This window comes from Thermogemmatispora onikobensis (genome assembly GCF_001748285.1).
In the GTDB taxonomy this organism is placed as follows: domain Bacteria; phylum Chloroflexota; class Ktedonobacteria; order Ktedonobacterales; family Ktedonobacteraceae; genus Thermogemmatispora; species Thermogemmatispora onikobensis.
On sequence record NZ_BDGT01000032.1, the window covers coordinates 26,188 to 42,465 of the forward strand.

Sequence of the window (16,278 nt, forward strand, 5' to 3'; positions counted from 1 at the left end):
GGAGGGAGTACCAACACCTCTTTTGGAGCAGGTCCCTTCCCTGGCCGAGCCGGCCAACCAGCCGGGAGAAGCAGCGCACTCCCCTCCCACCTCTTTTGCCAGGTCCAGTGTGGACTACTTAGTCCTCATCAGGGGTCGGAAAGCGTCGAAGGCGCGAAGAACGGCGGGTGATTGGCTCCTCGGCGAACTGACTCAACTCCGCGCGCAGAGGATCATCTTCATAGAGGTAGGGAGGGCGACGCACGAGAGGATTTCTCAAGCTTCCCGATGGGGAACTACGCAAGAGGCGCTGCTGGCCTGTAGCGCGCGCCCGACCTGAGCTGCCATCGATCTCTACAGCAGATGGGCGAGTCACAGCGCCCTTTCCTGTGTCCCGCAAAGGAGCTAGAGAATCATCATAGACGTCATCAGCCTCAGCGGCCAGCGGTAAATGGCGCCCAGCCCTCTGGGATGGCGCAGTTGTGGCAGAGACAGAGGCGGCGGAGCGCTCCGACTGTGCCAGCGGCTGCGAGCGCTGAGGCTGATGCTGCTGGGTCGAAGCAGGCCTCTGGCCAGCCAAGCTAGAAGAACGGCGCGCCGCCAGCCTTGGCGGTGGCGGCGGAAGCATTGGTGAGACCTCAACGTTCTCCTCGCTGAGAGCCTCCTCTTGCTGGCGCAACGCCTCTAGACGAGCCGTGCGCAGCGCCTCTGCAAAGTATTGACTCTGACGGCGCTGGTTACCAGCTTGAGGGCGGGCCATACCAGGATAGGCTGGTCCCGCGGCTGCAGGGGGAAGGCGATACCCTCCCGGCCCCAGCGGAGGCTGGGCGCGGAGACCCTCGATGCGCGTCTGTGGCTGAAGCGCGGAGGAGTTGCGTCCAGTCGAGCGCGTCTGTAAAGGAACAGAAGAGGGGGAACGAGCCGGAAGCTCTCGTGATAATGAGCGAGATAGACGTGATGAGAACGGGGCGGAAGCAGGCCCCCGACCACGCACCATCTCCTCTTCTGGTTCCTCATCATCAAAGGTCACATATCCACTGTTGGAATCACTCTCCTCCTCTCCCTCAGCAAAGACCCACTCTTTTCCCTCATCCAGCAACTCTTCGTCAGCAGCAACCTGTGTATAGCGGGTTTGACCTCGCCAGGCCTCCCCAGCAAGCAGGGCCGGATGAGCAGTATGAGGGGAGGCAGGAGGAGGCGACTGACGTGTTGTTTCGAGAGCCATGCGAGTCTGTAACTCAGCCCGAAGATACTCATCATGGCGACGAGAGAGAAAAGAGAAGAGAGAGAGGGAGATGGGGATACTAAGCAGCAAGGCTGCCAATCCGCCTATCAGGCCACCAAGCACCCAGGAATTCAGCGTATTCCCGAACCACAGGACCACGGCAGCTGCAGCAACCAGCACGAAAGCCACGGCGGCGGCTCTCATAGGAAGTATATCCTTTCAAACAGAAGTTCTCCTCAGTACGAGCAAGAGCATGATGAAAAAAGAGCATGGCCTGCCCAGGAAGAGCCATGCCTCCCTTCTCAAAAACCCGGCCTGGGTATGAGCTTATCATCTTTAGTGACAGTATAACAGCGACAGGATTTCTTGGCAAGAAGCGCTCTAGCAGCCGCGCATAGGAGAGGGAGGGAAGAGAGCCAGGCCCAGCTGAGCAGGCCCAGCTGACCAGCCGAAAGGACGGGAAAGGGATGACGGTGGCCAACCAATCAGTCAGGCCGCGCCAAAGCAGCATCGTCCTATACCAGGCGGAGAAAGAGGACGCCGCACGGCAGGATATGCGCGTCCTCAAGCCACACTCTACTCAACTCAGGAGGAGGCCTCAGCTACTCTGCGGAGGAGAAAGCCTTTGAAGCCTTTCAGGTTAACAGGGAACAGAGAGGAGGGCCAGGAGCCAGGAGTTAGAGCGCGGTCTACGCACAGACAAGACCAGGCCCAAGGCGGGCGAGAGCAAAAGCAGCTCAAGCGGCACGTCCGGGGCCACCATAGTGGCGAACGATGGCAATCACCTTGCCCTGAATCTCCCACTCACGATCCCACTCATCGCGCGGGATATAGATCGGCTCCAGTTCAGCATTGGCCGGCTGCAGACGGACCTGCTCCTTCTCTAAGAAGAAGCGCTTGAGCGTCGCTTTACCGGGTGTTCCCTCCACCAGGTGGACCGCCACCACGATATCGCCGTTCTCGCAAGTGCGCTGGCGCTTAATGACCACATAGTCGCCGTCGCAAATATGGTCCTCAATCATCGACTGGCCGCGGACAACCAGAGCAAAGCTGCTTTCGGGATCGACGCCATGCCCCACTTCGATCGTCTGGTCTGGCTCAGAGAAAATCTCGATCGGCTCGCCAGCGGCGATCGTTCCTTCGACAGGAATGCCCCAGGGGTGCCTGGTCAGCTTAATGCCACGACTCTTCTTAGCTTCACGGACGATGTAGCCGCGCTTCTCCAACATGCTCAGGTGATAGTCGACGTGGCCAGTGCTGGCGATCTTCATGGCCTTGCCGATCTCTCGATTCGTCGGCGGCATCCCCTCCCGACGAATGTAATTCACGATGAATTCCAGCATGCGCCGCTGGAACTCGCCTAGTGGCTCAGGCATAATCGAGGTTCCTGCCTTTCTTCAAAAACCCGTTCAGCGAACTTCGTCGCTCTCAAGAGTAGAACGGCTATTCGAGTCAATGATATCAGACAGGGCAAGACAAGTCAAGCTTTTTCTCGAACGTATTTTCGGAACAGTTTTTCAGGGGCGATCACGAGCGAGCGGAGGTGCATCCAGGGAGAGGAGGACCCTTGGAATAGGCGCCAGTCTTTGCTATACTATCGGACGAGGGGAGATGATGGCGGGTCGTAGCCAGGTAGCGCCTGCTCCTTTCCTGTCCTGACCGTAGCCAGCGAGAGAAGGGCAAGCGATTTGCGCCAGACCCGTAGGTAGATGTACAATAAAGGCGTCGAACACTCGCGGAACCGGCCATGAAAGAGGGAGTCAGAGACACATGGTTGAAATGACAGTCGAGAGTGTACGCATAAATCTAGCGACACAGCAACGAGTAGTCATTTTAAAGGCGCTAAGGCAGGAGCGTTATCTCTTCATCTGGATAGCGCATGCGGAAGCCTACGCGATTGCGATCGAACTCCAGGGAGCCAGCTCCCCACGGCCTTTGACCCACGACCTGCTCAAGAATGTGATCACTGAGCTGGGCGCAAAGATTATGAGCGTCGTGATCTCCGACCTGATCGACGATATCTTCTACGCCCGCATTATCCTGGACGCCGATGGCAGACACGTGGAGATCGATGCCCGCCCAAGCGACGCGATCGCGCTGGCTATTCGCGCCAAGGCTCCGATTTACGTCGAGGAGAGCGTGCTGGAGCGCGCTGGTGTCACGCCTGAGACGAGTGAGGAGCAGAGCCTGCCTAAGACCCCTCCGAAGAAGGAGCCGGAGCCGGATAACCTGGAGGCTTATCGCGACTTTATCAATAGCCTCGATGTGCTGGACGAGTTCGGTAAGGACTGATCCCGCCTGCCGCCCCGCCACAGCTTCCGCCGGCTCGCTGTGCTGCATTGGGTCCCGCTCTCCGCTTGCTTAAAGCCACCACTGTGGCCAGGCAATGCTGCGAGGAGAGCAACCCGGCGCTTTGCCTTCCTCAGCCGACAGCCAAGCACCAGACACGCTGCTCCGGCAAGGAAGTTATGACTCTCTTTCCGTGAACTTGCCTTCTCTTGGCAGCGCAACGGCTGAGCGCGCTTCTTTATAAATATCGTGACAATCGATCGCTCTCGGAGCGATCTTGCTCAATTGTATATTTAATAACATAGCATAAAAGGGGCAAAAAAGGTGTGAATCCTGATCGGCGTCGCGAGAGGATGCCTCTGGCCCTCCCGTGACGCTCGCGGGGCTGATGCCTTTGGTTTCCTCTTGCTCCACAATGGCCTCTACGGTCTGCTGAGCAGCTTCAGAACGAGCAGGATCGGCAGAGGGTCCGACTGTGGTCACGTCTCTATCCTGCCAGCCTTGATGGCCAGGTCCTCCACTTTGCTCCGGCTGGTGCTCATGTTCTCTGCTGGAGTGCTCTCAGTGCAGTTTCCCTGCAGCTTTCCTGTGCCGTAGTAGACTGATCTTGCTCCTTCGCTCGAAACAAAGGCCTCTTTTTGGCAACAACGGACCGGCCAGCGAGCGTTTCTCCGCCAGCACTGTTGTCCTGCTCTCGTCGAGTTCACCAGGCTCTTACGCTCTATTGCCAGGTATGGTACAATGGGGCCGTTCTTAGCCGAGAAAGAGGAGAGCCTATCGTCGCCTATGACACAGTCCGACGTGCCAATGCAGGAGGAGCAGCCACAAACGCAAACTGCCGCTGCTCCACGGTTACGCTTTGCCCCAAGCCCAACGGGCTTTCAGCATATCGGCGGTTATCGGACCGCCCTCTTCAGCTGGTTATTTGCCCGCCACTGTGGCGGCACTTTTATCCTGCGCATCGAGGATACCGATCTGAGCCGCACGGTTGAGGGGGCCGTAAGCTATCTGATCGAGGGCCTCAAGTGGCTCGGGCTGGATTACGACGAGGGTCCAGTCGTCGGCGGCCCGTATGGTCCTTATTATCAGACACAGCGCAAGGCCCTCTATCAGCAGTATGCTCATCAGCTGATCGCCAGCGGCCATGCGTACCGCTGCTATTGCACGCCCGAACGTCTGGAGCAGATGCGCAAGGGGCAAGAGGCTCAAAAGCTTCCTCCCCGCTATGATCGCCGCTGCCGCTTTCTGAGCGCTGAGGAGCGCGCTGCCTTCGAGGCCGCTGGCCATAGCTGGACGGTGCGCTTTGCAATGCCCTTAGACGGCGAGACCGTGGTCCATGATGAGCTGCACGGCAATATTGTTTTCAAAAATGCTGACCTCGACGATGCCGTCATCCTGAAATCGGATGGTTATCCAACCTACCATCTGGCGAATGTCATCGACGACCATCTGATGGGGATTACGCATGTCTTACGCGGCGAAGAGTGGATCGCCAGTGCCCCGCGCCACGTGCAGATTTATCAGGCGCTGGGCTGGGAGCCACCCCTCTTCTATCATCTCCCCAATGTTCTGGGAAAAGACAAGAAGAAGCTGAGCAAGCGCCACAATGCCCCCTCCTGGGATACGTTGCAGAAACAGGGGTACCTCCCCGAGGCGGTTTTCAATTTCCTGGCGCTCCTCGGCTGGGCCTACGACGATAAGACGGAGATTTTCAGCCGCGAGGAGCTGATCCGCGTCTTTACGCTGGATCGCATCGGTGTCTCGGGGGGAATCCTCGATCCCGATAAGCTAACCTGGATGAATGGCGTCTATATCCGTCAGCTACCTTTGGAGGAATTGACAAGACGCACCTTGCCTTATCTTGAGCGCCCAGCTGCCGCAGGTGGCCTGCCCGATAGTGTGCCCCGCCCTCTGGACTTCGCTTATACGCAGCGTGTGCTTCAGCTGGAGCAGGAGCGGATGAAGACCCTGGGGGAAGCGGCCCAGATGGTCGACTTCTTCTACGTCGATGCGTTGCACTACGATACGACTCTGCTGGTACAGAAGCAGATGGACGCCGCCGGTACCCGCGCGGCGCTTGAACGCACACGCGAGATCCTGGCCTCTCTCGATCGCTGGGAGCACAGCTCTCTCGAGGAGCCGTTGCGCGCCCTGGCTGCGACGCTTGGACTGAAAACTGGCCAGCTCTTCGGGGCCATTCGTGTGGCTATCAGTGGGCGCACGGTCTCACCTCCGCTCTTCCAGACTATGGAAGTGCTGGGCCGCCAGCGCACATTGCAACGTCTTGATCAGGCCATCGCCCGCCTATCTTGACCTGCCCTGCAGCCAGGTCTGGAGATACCCGGTCTCTGGAGCAGGTCGACGTTTCGCTAGCTGTCCTTGCCTCGGGGATATGTTTCTATGTCCGCCAGCAGGCCAGCCGACGACCCTTTTTGCGAGCCAGGCCAGGGAGGCAGGTTAGTCCCGTGATTAATCGCGATTATATTCTGAGATTGATCGAGCAGTTCAGCCGCGTTCTCGCACGTGTGCTCTTCTTACGTCGGGCTAACCAGCATCAGGAAGCGCTCATCCTCATTGATGAGCTTTTCCGGCAGACGTTAGGCTTGAACTCCGACTTCTTGCTGACGATCCCCGAGGAGATGCTCCTGGCCCTGGTGAAGCGGATCGACCTGCTCGATGTCGGGAAGTGCCTCTGGATAGCGCTTCTGTTCAAGCTGGAAGGCGATACCTATCAGGATCTGCAGCGCTACGAGGAGAGTTTTCCTCGCTATCAGCGCTCACTACGCCTCTTTCTGGAGGCAGTTCTGCTGGAGCAGAATCCGCGCCATTCTGACTTCTTTGCCGAGATTGAGGAGCTGCTGACGCTGCTGAGTCGCTATGAGCTGCCCGCCTCGCTGCTGACACGGATCATGCTCTACTATGAGAAAACTGGGCGCTATGGCCAGGCCGAGGACGCCCTCTTCGAGGCTCTGGAGGCCCCCGATAGCAGCGACGAGATTTTTGAGCAGGGGCTGGCCTTCTACGCTCGCTTACAGGGGAAGAGCGATGTCGAGCTGCGAGCAGGCAATTTCTCGTCCGAGGAGATCAAAGAAGGACTGGCAGAGCTGCACCGCTGGCAGACAGCCCGCCGTTTTCCCCCTTTGGGAGAGTGATGAAACAGGCAGGGCCGTTGACCGCCGACTCGCTCCGTTTCTTGCGTCGGCTGGTTCCCCAGTGCTGTTCGTGAGGTGAGAAAATGTCGCTAGTAGAGACGCCTAAGCAGTCGCTGACCTCCGCCACCTATCCACGTTCGACAGTGGCCACTACCTGGCGCTGGCTCTGGCCTGATGTGCTGATCCGCATTGTTCCTCTGAGCGGGGTCCCCCTGCTCTGGCTGGTTTTCTCTCATCTGCCACCCGCGGAGCTGGGTCTGAGTTTGCCAGTGGCACTTGGGGCAGAGCTGGCCCTCGGGCTGGGTCTGGGCAGCCTGATGGCCCTGCTGGCCATGCTCTACCGTAGCTTGATCGTGGGACCGCGCTTTCAGCGTCCAACCCCTGGCGACCATCTTCTCCAGGCCTGTTACTACCTCTTCATTAATGCTCCAGCGGAAGAAGTCTTCTTCCGCGGCTTTCTGCTACGCCTGGTCTGGCAATGGACAGGCTGGCTCGGCTGGGGCTGGCTGATCAGTACGCTAGTATACACGCTGTACCACCGCCTGGGGGGCTGGAACTGGCGCAGCATTGCAGGGGTAGGCCTGGCGGGCATGGTCTTTAGCACCCTCTACGTACTCCAGCCCACCCCGCCATCGCTCCTGAGCGTGGTCATCGTACACGGTCTCACCACCTGCGGCTTTCTGAGCTGGGGCGATGAGTTCCTCTATCAGCGCTGGCGTCGCCGCCACAGCCAGAATCTGCCTCCAGCTAATGACTGAGGGAGAGCAAAGACCCGACTCACACCCGACCGACCCCAAGAAGCTTTCTGGATCTGTCCAACGCTTGACCAGCGCCTCCCCTTTCGATCGCTGCGAGGTCGTTCAGATCTGTTAACCTCAGCCTGTCTGACAGCCTTCGCCCTCTCTCACATGGAGAACAAGGAAGCAGGCCAAGCAGGCCACGAGCGCACAGTCAGCCCGCTTTTGAAGCGGACCAATCGCTGCAGGCCCGTTCGTTCGAAGGTATAGTGCTTTCTCCCCCGATTGGGCCGCTTCTAGATCGGTGGCTTCCCTTGCAGGGAGAAAGTATGATATCCTTGACTCGCCAATCAAGCTAGTCTCTACCTTATCGGTTTGGAGGTTCATTCGTTGAGAGTCGTTGTCACTGGTGGAGCGGGTTTTATCGGCTCCCATCTGTGTAGACGCCTGCTAGAGGTCGGCCATCATGTACTCTGCGTGGATAACCTGATCACTGGATCAGAGAGAAATATAGCCGAATTGCGCCATTATCCCCGTTTCGCTTTCCTCTATCATGATGTTACTCAGCCCTTTGCTTTTGAGGCTGACGCAATTTTTCATTTGGCCAGCCCGGCTAGTCCCGTGGGCTATATGGAGCATCCGATCGAGACCATCCTGGTCAATAGCCACGGCACGTACTTGCTGCTGGAGGAGGCCAGGCGCCAGCAGGCCCGCTTCCTGCTCGCCTCTACCTCGGAGGTCTATGGTGATCCGCTAGAGCACCCGCAGCGTGAAGACTACTGGGGCCACGTCAACCCGATCGGACCACGCGCCTGCTACGATGAAAGCAAACGGCTGGGCGAAACACTGACAATGGAATTTTATCGCCAATACCAGACGGATGTCCGCATCGTGCGCATCTTTAACACCTATGGCCCCAACAGTCAGCCAGACGATGGACGCATGATTCCGAACTTCATTACTCAGGCGCTCAAAAATGAGCCGCTGGCTATTTATGGCGACGGCAGCAAGACACGCAGCATTTGCTATGTCAGCGACCTGGTCGAGGGGTTGATGCTGGCCATGTTCCAGCCACAGACAACTGGAGAGGTTTTCAACCTGGGCAATCCTGAAGAGCACACAGTCCTGGAATTTGCCCAGACCATTATCCGACTCTGTCATTCCTCATCCCCCATTGTCTTCGAACCAGCCCGCGTCGATGACCCCGAACGACGCCGCCCCGATATCTCTAAGGCCTGCCGCTTGCTGGGCTGGCGCATTACTGTCCCAATGGAGGAGGGATTGCGACGAACAATAGAATGGTTTAGTAAGGAACAAAGTTCCCTCTCGGCGATCCCCTGACAAGCGCTCGCCTTGAGAGGAGCAGCTGCAACCATGACAGCATTTGGCACATCATGAGAAGCTTTAGCATCTTGACAAGAGAAGCCGGGGCTACCGTTTCTTCCCCTGCGCGTGTGGGAGCAGCTTTGCGCTCCCCCCTGACAGCGGCTAACGCCATTGGTCTGCTAGGGGCAGCTTTAGCTCTCGGCTGTTTGTTCATGCTGCCCGCACCGTGGAACATCCGTCTTCCGCTCTATCTGATCCTCAGCATTTGGGTTCTGCTCCGCCCCCAGGTCGCGCTCTACCTGCTCCCGCTCAGCGTCCCCTGGGGAGCGCTTGACTACATTGGCCTGGGCCCGCTTCGCCTCAATAGTACCGATATCCTCGTCATTCTCCTGGCTGCCGCCTGGCTAGCAGGCCATGTCTTGCGCAGCGGTCACCAAAGCGGCGGACCAGGTCGCTACGAGCGGCAGGCTATCCCGCCACTGCTGCTGGTGGGATTGGTAACGCTGCTGATGAGCATGCTTGTTTCGCTGACTGTGGCCATAAGTGTGAAGTCAAGCCTGAAAGAGATCTTTAAATGGATCGAGGTCCTGATCATTGTTGTAGCAGGCAGTGGTTATATTCGGACGCGGCGTCAGGCCTGGACAATCGTGGTCTTCAGCCTGCTGGCAGCGCTCTCGCAGGCAGCCCTTGGCTACTATCAGGAACTGTTCAACATTGGCCCTAGCAGCTTCGTGCGCGGTGAGAGCCTGCGCGTCTATGGCACCTTTAATCAGCCCAATCCCTATGCTGGCTACATCAATCTCTCGTTGACTATCGCTCTAGCTCTGGCCATTACCAGCAGGAAGAAAGAAACTCGCTGGTTGGCCGCCGGCGCGAGCGCTCTGCTGGCATTGGCCGAGTTCTTTAGCCAGTCACGCGGAGGTTGGCTGGCCCTTCTCACCGCCAGCCTCTTCATCTTACTCGTGGGCCTGCCCAGCCTGCGCCCGTTTTGGCGCGTGCTCATTGTCGGTTTCTGGGCACTGGTCGAGAGCATTTTAATTGGTATTATACCGCAGCATCTCTTTAATCCGTTATTAAATTTTATTGGAGTCAATGATATCTCCTTCACCCATCCGACCGCTCAGCAGTATGCGACAGCGGAGCGACTGGCCCACTGGCTGGCAGGGATTCACATGTTTCTTGACCACCCGTGGCTGGGAGTAGGCATCGGGAACTATGGAGATGCCTATCCGCACTACACGGTTGGCATTTTCGTCATCCCTCTCGGTCATGCCCACAACTATTTCATCAATGTCGCCGCCGAGATGGGCCTGCTGGGTCTGATGGCCTACACTTTCTTTGTCCTTGTCATTGCCGGGCTAAGCGCTCGTGTCTACCATCGCCTGCGCCGCGCCTCCCGCGAGCTGGCAGCCAGTCTGGCAGCTAACCGGAGATTGAGCGTCTCCGCGCTTCGCTGGCATCAACGGCTTGAGCGCATCGGCGATGACCAGGCCCTGGCCTTGGGGATTGTGGCCGCGCTCCTGACGGTCCTCGTGCACAACATGGTCGATAATCTCTACGTGCAAGGAATGGCCAATCTCATGGCGCTTCTGTTGATTGTTCTGCTTCGTTTGGAGCGCCTGGCGCTGGCGGAGAACCAGCAGCCAGGGCCGAAGGAAAGTAGCCCTACACGGGCAGACATCCAGAGCGCGCCAGCATTGACCGCGCGTACGTGACCTGGCGAGCGGTCTCTGCGTTTAGCAGAAAAGGAAGCGCCTGGTCAGGGAAGGCAGAAGAGAGACCCGCCGTCTCGAAGATGGAGCAAAGACAGAATCTCGAGTAAATAGGCTTACTGGCAGTAAGCAGAGCCGGCCCCCAGACCGGGTGGCGAGAGAGAGGAGGCCCCAACCAGGCAGGTCGTCCATTGGGAGAAGCGCGCTTCTGCCTTGAGAGAGCACGGCGGGAAGCTCTTCCTTCCGCAGATAAGGGCGGTTTTTGCCAGGCTCCAGCGCCCGAAGTCCGAGGACGCTCTGCGCTTCAGCATCTGCCTGCTCCTTTCCCGAGAGGCCCGCTACACATGAGGTGCATTTGCCCACCAGGGAAGGAGCAGAGCAGGTGAGCCAGCAATGAGCGGGCAGCCGGGTAGGGCATTGGTGGCCAACCATAAGTACATAGAGGAGAAGGATCTCCGAAGGAGTCTGCACTGATGAGTCAGTGGTTTCAGCATGGCAAGGATGAGGCCGAGAAAGAGGGCCCAGGCCGCGCTCTAGAACAGACGGCGCTCTTTCAGGAAGGGGCGGTCAGCGAGGCCCCTCTGACGATTGGTGGACAAGACGAGCAGCCCATTACAACAGAGCAGCTCTCGCTTGGTAAGCGTTTGCTGAATTGGCGTACCATTGTGCCCCTGGTCGTTGTGCTGCTGGCCCTGCTGATCTTCTTAAGACAAGAGAAGATCAGCCTCCAGCAGACCTGGCTGGCTATTCAGGCGGCGAATCCTCTCTTTTTTGCCCTGGCCTTCGTGATCTACTATCTCTCTTTCCCCCTGCGAGCCTGGCGCTGGCGCGTTCTGCTGCAGAATGCCAGCCAGGGAGCAAAGATTGATATGCGCCTGCCGCCTTTCTGGAAGCTGGTTGAGATTGTCTATATCTCCTGGTTTGCCAATGCCCTGGTGCCAGCCAAGCTTGGCGACCTCTATCGGGCTTATCTGCTGCGCCAAGAGAGCGGCTTCTCAGCCACGCGCACCTTCGGCACAGTGCTGGCAGAGCGCCTGCTCGATCTCGTCGTGCTGCTCTGTCTGTGCATCCCGGCAGTGATGATTAGCCTCCATGAGCGTATGCCCTGGCAGGTGCGTTTCGGGCTGATCGTGACCTTGGTGGCTGTGCTGGTGGGCATCGCTGCCCTGGGACTACTGCGATGGCTACATGAGCCGATTGGGAAGCGCATCCCGAGACATCTGCGCGGCTACTATGAGCACCTCCAGGGAGGCATCCTCGGCTCCTTCCGCCATTTGCCAACCCTGGGCCTGTTGACCCTGGCCATCTGGAGCTGTGAGGCGCTACGCTTCTTCTTCGTGGTCCTGGCATTGCAACTGCTGCAAGGTCCTTTGCTGCACCTGTTGGCAGCGGCGATCTTGATCGCCCTGGTCGAGGCCCTGCTGACAGTGATTCCCTTCACAGGGGGCGGCGTGGGCCTGGTCGAAGGGGGAATGATCGCCATGATCGCGCTCTTCCGCCCCCATGCTACTAGCCTGGCTCTGGCAGCCATCGTGCTCGACCGCACTATCAGCCTGCTCAGCATTCTGGTGCTCGGCTTTCTCATCTTCTTCATCGCCTTCGGGAGACAAACAGCAAAGCAGTCCCTAGATGCTTGACAGAGCCATCTCGCCAGTCTTATAATCTCCCCGTAGGCCCGCGGGATGGCTTAAACGGACATCAAGACTGCAAGGGCTCCGCTCTGACCGTCTTCAGCCAAATAGCTAGGCAGAGGAGCCCTCACCCCCACAATCCGTTTGGGGCTGCGTCCAGGCAAACACGCCAACGCAGACACAATGGCTAACACCATCTCGAAACCAGGCCGAGAGGGGGGGGAGTCCTGCTGTCGGAAGTCAAGGTTAGCGAAAATGAACCGTTCGAGGCTGCGCTGAAACGCTTCAATCGTAAGATCCAGCAAGACGGCATTCTCGCCGAGGCGAGACGCCGAGAGCATTACGAGAAGCCAAGCGTGAGGCGCAAGAAGAAGGAAGCAGCAAAGCGTCGCAAGACAGCTCGTAAAAATAAGTAGTCCGTAACCCCTGTCGGATTACACTTGAGCACTTGATACCCTGCAGAGCAACTATAGAGTTGCACGCACCGGAACAACCTACAGGGATTAATAAGACAGAAAGACCAAGCAGAAAATACATGCGAAAGACAGGTGTTTTTCCGACAGGGGTTTCTTTTTGGCGCGCCACTGGCTCCATTGGTAGCCTGCTCTCTGCACCGGCGCAGGCCCGTTCTGCTTTACTCAGGCCATCTGCTTTCGCCTCTGCAAGACAACTCGTTCGTTGTGGCTGGCTCAAGCAGGTGAGCCAGCAAGCAAGCCGGAAGAAAGCACACTCCAACGAGAGCGCCAGGCAAGCTGCTACCTGGATTACTGCAAAGTTCCTGCCATAATGAGGGGCCTTATGGACGAACAGCTGTCGCAAGTTGTTGACCTGTATGTCACGCTGGAAGATCTGGCACTGAAGCGCTCGTTCGATGAGGCACTGGCCTCGGTCGATCTGGATGCTTTCGCCCGCCGCGCCCTGCTGGAGGCCGGGGTACACCAGCCAGTGATGTTTACGCTGATGGTCACCGACGACGCCACGATCCAGGAGATGAATAATCAGTACCGCCAGCAGGATAAGCCAACTGATGTGCTCTCTTTCCCGCTCCTTGATCAGCCGCTGGTCGAGGCCCCCGCTGAGTTGCTCTGGCAGCCGCCCGAGCAGGCTGCCGACCTGGCGTCCGAGGCTGCCGCCCCCACTCCTCCACCATTCGTCACCCCCCCAGGCCAGCCGACCAACCTGGGCGATATCGCTATTTCCTGGCCCACCGTGCTCCGTCAGGCCGCCGCCGCCGGTCATAGCCCCCGACAGGAGTTCCTCTATTTGTTAGCTCATGGCATCCTCCATCTGGTCGGCTACGATGATCAGACGCAAGCCGGCTATGAGACAATGGTGCGTAAGCAGGAGGCAATCCTGACGGCCACAGGGGAACGTGTTGGCGGCTTATGAGCGAGTTGAGCGATCCCAGACGCCTGGCTCGCAGCGCCTGGGGCCGTTTCCTGGCCGGCTTCACCTACGCCTTCAGGGGCCTCTGGTACGCCTTACGCACCCAGCGCAACTTTCGCGTTCATACCGGCGTTGCCTTGGTGGTTATTGCTGCCGCTTTGCTTTTGCACCTCTCGCCCATCGAACTTGCACTGGTAGCAGTGGCCATCGGCAGCGTCTTCACGAGTGAGCTGCTGAATACTAGCCTCGAGCTGTGCCTTGACCTGCTGCATCCCGAATACCATCCCCTGGTGAGGGCCGCCAAGGACGTGGCCGCCGGGGCCGTCCTACTGAGCGCCTTACTCGCTGTGGCAATTGGGATCTGCGTCTTCGGGCCGCATCTCTGGACCTGGTGGCTGAGCCTGCAACACTAAGTCAGGGGATGGTCGCCTCTCTTTCTCGCTCGCGCTCTTTCTGCTCCCCTTTTTCCAGCCTGGCAGAGGCGTTCACCTTCTTCGTTCCCCAGCCTCTTCTCTAGGCCCCGACACGACAGGCCCAGCAGATCAGGCTTGTCAGATACTTGACAGATCGCAAGGGAGATTGCTATCATCAAAGATGAAGGTGCGGACCACCCTCTTACCTCCGTAGTCGGTGGTCTGCGTCGATCCTGCGCCCGTAGTTCAGTTGGATAGAACAGCGACCTTCTAAGTCGCCTGTCGCAGGTTCGAGTCCTGCCGGGCGCGCTTTATTTGCCGCATAAAGGAGAGGGAACAGATCTCGACTGGCTTAGAGGCCAGCCGGTCTTCTCCTCTCCTTTTTTCCTTACCGGCGGAGCTGATCCCTGAGCAAAGGAGGCAGTCAGGGAAATTTTTTACAGTTTCCTGACAGTTTCTTGAGCATCAGCCCCTATAGTTAGCGAAGGGGAAAGAGTGTGTGCACCTCCGCCGACCTGAGAGAGACCTTTGCGACCCGGCGCCCGGTTGACGATACGCTGAGGCGAGCGCCTGGAACAGAGGACGGAGAGGTCCGGCTAGCAGCGCAGCATCCCAATCTCGTGCTGATGCTGCTGCTACTCTCTGTGGCTCTGGTCTGGCCAGCTAACCCATTCCCGCGAAGGGAGATAATCTGTGCATTGTGATCCATGCTCCAGATGCCCCGCGTCCGGATGGTTGCGCTTTGGTCTGCTCGTCGAGCTGATAGCCGCTATCATCTTCGTAGTCACTGGCTGCAGCACAGGCAACCCATCAACGGCGATGAGTAATTCACCAGCGCCAACACCCCGGCAGGTACTTCTCCTGCCCAACGTGGGGACCCAGGACCTCAATTATCTTGATCCCGCCCAGGAGCCAGATGCCAACGATCCAGCCCAAGGACCCGATCTAAACTCGGCACTTGCGCTGAGCATGCTCTACAGCGGTCTGGTGCGGACTGACAAGGACTTGAATGTGATCCCCGATCAGGCCACCTGGGAAATCTCCCCCGATGGACGCATCTATACCTTTCACCTGAAATCGAACATTGCTTTTTCGGACGGCACCCCAGTCACAGCAGCTACCTATGCCTATGCTCTGACACGCGCGCTGCTGCCCGAGGTGAAATCTCCTCTGGCCGCGGTCCTGGAGAAACCAATCCTGGGAGCAAGCGCTGTCAGCAGCGGCAAGAGTCGGGTCCTGAGCGGCGTCCAGGCGGTCGACCGCTATACGCTGCGCATTACTCTGACACAACCAACTCCCTATTTCCTGGCTTCGCTCACGAATGAACTCTTTTTCCCTGTCAATCAACAGTTGATCGAGCGCTATGGCCAGAGTGGCTGGACCGAGCACGCCGCCGGCAACGGCATCGGCTGCGGGCCATTTATGGTGAAAGCTTGGGAGCATAATGTCAAAATGATCCTGGTCCCGAATCCGCACTACTATGGGGCCCGCCCGCGCCTGAGTGAGATCGATATGATTTTTGTCAACGACCCGGCCACCGCTTATCAGCAGTACCGTGCCGGGCAGTTCAGTCTGATCTGGAACATCCCTCAGAGCGATCTTGCAGCAGCTCGTGGCCTGGCCGGCTTTGTTTCTAGCCCGCAGCAGGAAACAGACATGCTCTTCTTCAACACACGTATGCCCCCCTTTGATAACGCTACGGTGCGCCAGGCTTTCGCCTATGCGCTGGATAGAACCACGCTGGTGCAGACGCTCCTCAAGGACGCCGCGATCTCAGCCCCGACGCTGATTCCACCCGGTCTGCCCGACTATCAAACGGACTACCAGGGACTGCCGTTCGACCCCGAGAAGGCGCGTGAATTGTTGCACTCGGTCTATCCCGATACGGCTCTGATGCCACCCATTGTGCTGACCTATCCGACCGCGCTGCTCTCGCGCAGCGAGGCCAACGCCCTCTGCAATATGTGGTCAAGCGTTTTCAACATTGTTGTTAAACCCCTACCAGTCGAGCTGAATGCCTACACCGATGAGCTAAGCCAGCACCAGATCCAGCTCGGCTTCATTCAATGGTACGCGCTCTACCCCGATCCCCATAACTGGCTGGCCCCTAACTTGCTTTCGGGCGCTCTCCATAATGAGTCGCGCTGGCAAAACTCAGCCTTCGATCAACTGATCGCACAGGCCGATCAAACGAGCGGAGAGGATCGTTTTGCTCTCTATCAGCAGGCAGAGCAGCTGGCCCTCGAAGAGGCCGCCGTGCTGCCCCTGGACCATGAGACCATCAACGCCGTTATCCCCCCTTGGGTACACGGGATAAGCCTCAACGCTCGTGGTCTCTACGTGGAGGATTGGTCACAGGTCTATCTCTCCCCTCACTGAGAATAGCCTGCCAGCAGGCGGTCGGCAGGAACCGGCGCAAGAGCCATAG

General features: G+C 58.3%; 13 protein-coding genes and 1 tRNA gene. 12 read left to right on the forward strand and 2 right to left on the reverse strand.

The features are described 5' to 3' along the window. Positions 1 to 118 precede the first annotated feature (118 nt). Positions 119 to 1,408, reverse strand: coding sequence for a hypothetical protein (locus BGC09_RS14435; protein ID WP_069804689.1), 1,290 nt, complete (start codon positions 1,406 to 1,408; stop codon positions 119 to 121). Between the two features lie 533 nt (positions 1,409 to 1,941). Then, on the reverse strand, positions 1,942 to 2,580 hold the full coding sequence (gene lexA / locus BGC09_RS14440; RefSeq protein ID WP_069804690.1) for a transcriptional repressor LexA: 639 nt from the start codon (positions 2,578 to 2,580) through the stop codon (positions 1,942 to 1,944). Between the two features lie 394 nt (positions 2,581 to 2,974). Between lexA and BGC09_RS14445 the strand changes: the two genes are divergently transcribed. The 12 genes from BGC09_RS14445 to BGC09_RS14500 all read left to right on the forward strand — a co-directional run bounded on the left by BGC09_RS14445 (position 2,975) and on the right by BGC09_RS14500 (position 16,229). After that, entirely contained in the window at positions 2,975 to 3,496 is a 522-nt protein-coding gene (locus BGC09_RS14445; RefSeq protein WP_052888665.1) for a bifunctional nuclease family protein, read from the forward strand. 804 nt (positions 3,497 to 4,300) lie between these two features. Then, positions 4,301 to 5,806, forward strand: a complete 1,506-nt coding sequence (gltX, locus tag BGC09_RS14450; protein WP_069804725.1) for a glutamate--tRNA ligase — start codon at positions 4,301 to 4,303, stop codon at positions 5,804 to 5,806. A 152-nt stretch (positions 5,807 to 5,958) separates the two neighbouring features. After that, positions 5,959 to 6,645 (forward strand): DUF6483 family protein, encoded by a 687-nt coding sequence (locus tag BGC09_RS14455; RefSeq protein WP_069804691.1) that lies wholly within the window; start codon positions 5,959 to 5,961, stop codon positions 6,643 to 6,645. Between the two features lie 83 nt (positions 6,646 to 6,728). Further along, positions 6,729 to 7,403 (forward strand): CPBP family intramembrane glutamic endopeptidase, encoded by a 675-nt coding sequence (locus BGC09_RS14460; protein WP_069804692.1) that lies wholly within the window; start codon positions 6,729 to 6,731, stop codon positions 7,401 to 7,403. A gap of 369 nt (positions 7,404 to 7,772) precedes the next feature. Beyond that, complete coding sequence (locus BGC09_RS14465) at positions 7,773 to 8,723, forward strand: UDP-glucuronic acid decarboxylase family protein (RefSeq protein ID WP_069804693.1); 951 nt, start codon at positions 7,773 to 7,775, stop codon at positions 8,721 to 8,723. 71 nt (positions 8,724 to 8,794) lie between these two features. After that, the gene (locus BGC09_RS14470) at positions 8,795 to 10,423 is read left to right on the forward strand and encodes an O-antigen ligase family protein (RefSeq protein ID WP_176728933.1); all 1,629 of its coding nucleotides are present in this window, start codon (positions 8,795 to 8,797) and stop codon (positions 10,421 to 10,423) included. Positions 10,424 to 10,893: 470 nt separating this feature from the next. Beyond that, positions 10,894 to 12,057 carry a lysylphosphatidylglycerol synthase transmembrane domain-containing protein gene (locus BGC09_RS14480; RefSeq protein ID WP_069804696.1) on the forward strand — a complete coding sequence of 388 codons (1,164 nt, stop codon included), beginning with the start codon at positions 10,894 to 10,896 and terminating at the stop codon, positions 12,055 to 12,057. 224 nt (positions 12,058 to 12,281) lie between these two features. After that, the gene (rpsU, locus tag BGC09_RS22255; RefSeq protein WP_081839175.1) at positions 12,282 to 12,467 is read left to right on the forward strand and encodes a 30S ribosomal protein S21; all 186 of its coding nucleotides are present in this window, start codon (positions 12,282 to 12,284) and stop codon (positions 12,465 to 12,467) included. Between the two features lie 382 nt (positions 12,468 to 12,849). Then, positions 12,850 to 13,440, forward strand: a complete 591-nt coding sequence (gene ybeY / locus BGC09_RS14485) for an rRNA maturation RNase YbeY (RefSeq protein ID WP_069804697.1) — start codon at positions 12,850 to 12,852, stop codon at positions 13,438 to 13,440. After that, positions 13,437 to 13,850, forward strand: coding sequence for a diacylglycerol kinase family protein (locus BGC09_RS14490; protein WP_084658905.1), 414 nt, complete (start codon positions 13,437 to 13,439; stop codon positions 13,848 to 13,850). Before ybeY ends, BGC09_RS14490 begins: the two co-directional genes overlap by 4 nt. A gap of 235 nt (positions 13,851 to 14,085) precedes the next feature. Continuing rightward, a tRNA-Arg gene (locus tag BGC09_RS14495) sits at positions 14,086 to 14,159 on the forward strand. A gap of 510 nt (positions 14,160 to 14,669) precedes the next feature. Beyond that, positions 14,670 to 16,229 (forward strand): peptide ABC transporter substrate-binding protein, encoded by a 1,560-nt coding sequence (locus BGC09_RS14500; protein ID WP_069804698.1) that lies wholly within the window; start codon positions 14,670 to 14,672, stop codon positions 16,227 to 16,229. Positions 16,230 to 16,278: the final 49 nt, after the last annotated feature.

What these genes read in the sequence shown, in the direction of transcription:
- lexA (WP_069804690.1), bottom strand. Translation starts at nt 2,580, where the DNA reads ATGCCTGAGCCACTAGGCGAGTTCCAGCGGCGCATGCTGGAATTCATC.
- BGC09_RS14435 (WP_069804689.1), bottom strand. Translation starts at nt 1,408, where the DNA reads ATGAGAGCCGCCGCCGTGGCTTTCGTGCTGGTTGCTGCAGCTGCCGTG.
- BGC09_RS14480 (WP_069804696.1), top strand. Translation starts at nt 10,894, where the DNA reads ATGAGTCAGTGGTTTCAGCATGGCAAGGATGAGGCCGAGAAAGAGGGC.
- BGC09_RS14500 (WP_069804698.1), top strand. Translation starts at nt 14,670, where the DNA reads ATGAGTAATTCACCAGCGCCAACACCCCGGCAGGTACTTCTCCTGCCC.
- BGC09_RS14445 (WP_052888665.1), top strand. Translation starts at nt 2,975, where the DNA reads ATGGTTGAAATGACAGTCGAGAGTGTACGCATAAATCTAGCGACACAG.
- ybeY (WP_069804697.1), top strand. Translation starts at nt 12,850, where the DNA reads ATGGACGAACAGCTGTCGCAAGTTGTTGACCTGTATGTCACGCTGGAA.
- BGC09_RS14490 (WP_084658905.1), top strand. Translation starts at nt 13,437, where the DNA reads ATGAGCGAGTTGAGCGATCCCAGACGCCTGGCTCGCAGCGCCTGGGGC.
- gltX (WP_069804725.1), top strand. Translation starts at nt 4,301, where the DNA reads ATGCAGGAGGAGCAGCCACAAACGCAAACTGCCGCTGCTCCACGGTTA.
- BGC09_RS14460 (WP_069804692.1), top strand. Translation starts at nt 6,729, where the DNA reads ATGTCGCTAGTAGAGACGCCTAAGCAGTCGCTGACCTCCGCCACCTAT.